This is a genomic window from Pseudescherichia vulneris (assembly GCF_902164725.1).
Taxonomy (GTDB): Bacteria; Pseudomonadota; Gammaproteobacteria; order Enterobacterales; family Enterobacteriaceae; genus Pseudescherichia; species Pseudescherichia vulneris.
This window is the reverse complement of record NZ_LR607338.1, coordinates 2,530,619-2,533,697: the sequence shown is the minus strand read 5'-3', so window position 1 is coordinate 2,533,697 and position 3,079 is coordinate 2,530,619. Positions and strand designations below refer to the sequence as shown.

Below are 3,079 nucleotides of genomic sequence, written 5' to 3'. Positions count from 1 at the left end.
GGCTAAAGTGCCTCTTTAAACTGCTGCTGCACAATATTTGTGCCCATATCAATCACGCAGAGAATTGACCGCTGACTGGCCTCACTGTCGCCCCGCTCCAGAGCGTCTAACAGATCGGCATAGTCATGATGCCCATTGGCCAGCTCTTCAGACGCGGGATAGAGATGGTTAAAGCACGGGCCAATGCGCACCCATAGCTGCTCGATCAGTGAGAGCAGCGTAGGCATTTCAGCATATTCGTACAGTCGAAAGCGAAAGCTGCGGTTAGCCTGCAATGCCTGCTCGACGTTCGCGCCGAGTCGGGCTTCGTTAAAGGTTTTGGCCAGCAGCCGCAGCTGGCGAAGCTTTTCATCGGTCATTTTGCTACAGGCGGCACTGACGGCCATTGATTCCAGCCGCTTACGGATTTCGGTTATCTCACGGTGGGTCTGCTGGCTCACTTCCGGAACCAGAAAGGCCTGGGCCGGAGTGGCATGCAACGCGCCCGCAGAGACCAAACGCAGTAGCGCCTCGCGCACGGGTGTAATGCTGGTTCCGAGTTGGTCGGCGATCTCCTTGGTGATCAGGCGTGCGCCGGGCTTCAGCGCCCCGACGATTAACGCGTTTTTTAAACTTACTTCAACCTGCTGAGTGAGGCTCAGACGCTGCGCCTTTTCCAAATCAAGCATATTCATGTCCTGTCGAATACTTATTACTTTTCACCTATTCGTGTGAGTATTTCCACGCGAACCATAAGATATAGTAGGTAGAGAGTTGCCTGGTATTGGATTAACGCAAAACGTTAGAACTAAAAGTTATTTATTATGCAGATTAATATACACCAACGGAACATACCGCTCCGCTGGTGTAGCTATGCTTAATTAAAGACAACGTTTAATAAAATTGCATGATTTTTTGTACAATTTTTTTCACCGCTGCTTTATTTATCCTCAGCTACGCGAATAACGAGTTTGCCAAAGTTCTTGCCTTCCAGCAGACCAATAAACGCTTCGGGCGCATTTTCCAGGCCATCCACAATCTGTTCGCGATAGTGAATTTTGCCTTCCTGAACCCATTTTCCCATCTCCTGCTGGAACTCGTCGATGCGGTGACCGTAGTCCTGAGTAATGATAAAGCCCTGCATGCGGATACGCTTTTTCAAAATCGTGCCCATCAGCAGCGGCAGGCGATCAGGCCCCGGCGGCAGATCGGTGGCGTTATAACCGCTAATCAGGCCACACACCGGCACGCGGGCGGCGGTATTCAGCAGCGGTAATACCGCATCAAATACCTTACCCCCGACGTTTTCATAATAGACATCGATTCCCTGCGGGCAGGCTTTTTTTAGCTGTTCGGCAAAGTCATCGGCATGGTGATCGATACAGGCGTCAAAGCCTAGCGTCTCCACGGCGTGACGGCACTTCTCTGCACCACCAGCCACGCCTACCACCCGCAGACCTTTAAGTTTGCCAATCTGGCCGACCGTGGCCCCAACCGGGCCCGTTGCCGCCGCGACCACCAGCGTCTCGCCCTCTTTAGGCTGACCAATGTCCAGCAGCCCCATGTAGGCGGTAAAGCCGGGCATGCCGAGTACGCCCAGCGCCCAGGACGGGTGCTCCAGGCTTTTGTCGAGCTTAACTAGCCCCTCCCCATTAGATATGGCATACGCCTGCCAGCCATCGTAGCCCAGTACCCAGTCGCCTTCGGCATAGTCCGGATGCTGCGAGGTAACGACCTGGCTCACCGTGCCGCCGCACATAACGTCGCCAATATTCACCGGTTCGGCATAGGAGGGTTCATCACTCATTCGGCCGCGCATGTACGGGTCGAGAGAGAGGTAAACGGTGCGCAGCAGCAGCTGGCCGGACGTTGGCGTAGGGATCTCGCTCTCTTCGAGACGAAAGTTTTCAGCAACCGGCGCGCCTTTCGGGCGGGAAGCCAGCAGCCACTGGCGGTTACGCTGTTGTTCTTGACTCACAGTAGTCTCCTTCGACGGTTAAACATCCTTTCAGCGTAGCGTCTTACGCCTCTCTTTGCTTTGACATTCTGCGTCATGTAATAGTATTCATAACAGACTATCCCGTGCATATTCTCTGAGGTTTTAAGCATGACTATCCGCTACGCGGGCAAAGACGACTGCGCCGCCATTGCCACGATCTACAACCACGCCGTTCTGCATACCGCCGCTATCTGGAACGACCAGACCGTTGACGCTGACAACCGCATCGCCTGGTTTGAGGCCCGCACCCTGATGGGGTATCCGGTGCTGGTTAGCGAAGAGAACGGCGAGATCACCGGCTACGCGGCGTTCGGCGACTGGCGCGCTTTCGACGGTTTCCGCCACACGGTAGAGCACTCGGTTTACGTTCACCCGGAACATCAGGGTAAAGGTCTGGGCCAGGCGCTGATGGTTAGGCTGATTGAGGAGGCAAAACGCATCGGCAAGCACGTGATGATCGCCGGGATCGAGTCGCAGAATGCGGCCTCTATCCACCTGCATGAGAAGCTGGGCTTTGTCACCACCGCGCAGATGCCGCAGGTGGGCACCAAGTTTGGCCGCTGGCTTGACCTCACCTTTATGCAGCTGCAGCTGGATAACCGTAGCGAACCGGACGCTATCGCATGAATCAGTCGTTAACCCTGCTGTTTCTGGCGGCGGCAGGTGTCGGGCTGGTGGTACAAAATACGCTGATGGTGCGTATCACCCAGTCCTCCTCCACCGTGTTGATCGCCATGCTGCTCAACTCGCTGGTGGGTATTGTGCTGTTTGTTTCGATTCTGCTGATGAAGTATGGCCTGGCCGGGTTTAGCGAACTGGCGGCAACGGTGCGCTGGTGGACGCTGATCCCCGGCCTGCTCGGATCGTTTTTTGTGTTTGCCAGCATCAGCGGGTATCAATACGTTGGTGCGGCCACCACTATCGCGGTGCTGGTAGCGAGCCAGCTGATCGGCGGACTGGTGATGGATCTGGTTAAAAGCCACGGCGTGCCGTTGCGGGCGCTGGTAGGCCCGGTATGCGGGGCGGTATTGCTGGTGATTGGTGCGTGGTTAGTGGCCAGACGCCAGTGGTAGATGAATTGCCCGGCAGTCCGGACCGTAA

General features: G+C 55.5%; 4 protein-coding genes. 2 read left to right on the top strand and 2 right to left on the bottom strand.

What is annotated here, in order from left to right:
- Positions 1–2: 2 nt before the first annotated feature.
- Together FN633_RS10805 and FN633_RS10800 are read right to left on the bottom strand one after the other, a co-directional pair.
- On the bottom strand, positions 3–668 hold the full coding sequence (locus FN633_RS10805; protein WP_154057711.1) for a GntR family transcriptional regulator: 666 nt from the start codon (positions 666–668) through the stop codon (positions 3–5).
- 251 nt (positions 669–919) lie between these two features.
- The gene (locus FN633_RS10800; protein WP_154057710.1) at positions 920–1,957 is read right to left on the bottom strand and encodes an NADP-dependent oxidoreductase; all 1,038 of its coding nucleotides are present in this window, start codon (positions 1,955–1,957) and stop codon (positions 920–922) included.
- A gap of 129 nt (positions 1,958–2,086) precedes the next feature.
- Here FN633_RS10800 and FN633_RS10795 point away from each other — a divergent pair, with 129 nt between their 5' ends.
- Both FN633_RS10795 and FN633_RS10790 read left to right on the top strand, forming a co-directional pair.
- A complete protein-coding gene (locus FN633_RS10795; protein WP_154057709.1) occupies positions 2,087–2,605 on the top strand; it encodes a GNAT family N-acetyltransferase in 519 nt (172 codons plus the stop codon).
- Positions 2,602–3,051: a DMT family transporter gene (locus FN633_RS10790; RefSeq protein WP_042390958.1), complete on the top strand. Its 450-nt coding sequence runs from the start codon at positions 2,602–2,604 to the stop codon at positions 3,049–3,051. Before FN633_RS10795 ends, FN633_RS10790 begins: the two co-directional genes overlap by 4 nt.
- The last annotated feature ends 28 nt before the right edge of the window (positions 3,052–3,079 follow it).

What these genes read in the sequence shown, in the direction of transcription:
- FN633_RS10805 (WP_154057711.1), bottom strand. Translation starts at nt 668, where the DNA reads ATGCTTGATTTGGAAAAGGCGCAGCGTCTGAGCCTCACTCAGCAGGTT.
- FN633_RS10795 (WP_154057709.1), top strand. Translation starts at nt 2,087, where the DNA reads ATGACTATCCGCTACGCGGGCAAAGACGACTGCGCCGCCATTGCCACG.
- FN633_RS10790 (WP_042390958.1), top strand. Translation starts at nt 2,602, where the DNA reads ATGAATCAGTCGTTAACCCTGCTGTTTCTGGCGGCGGCAGGTGTCGGG.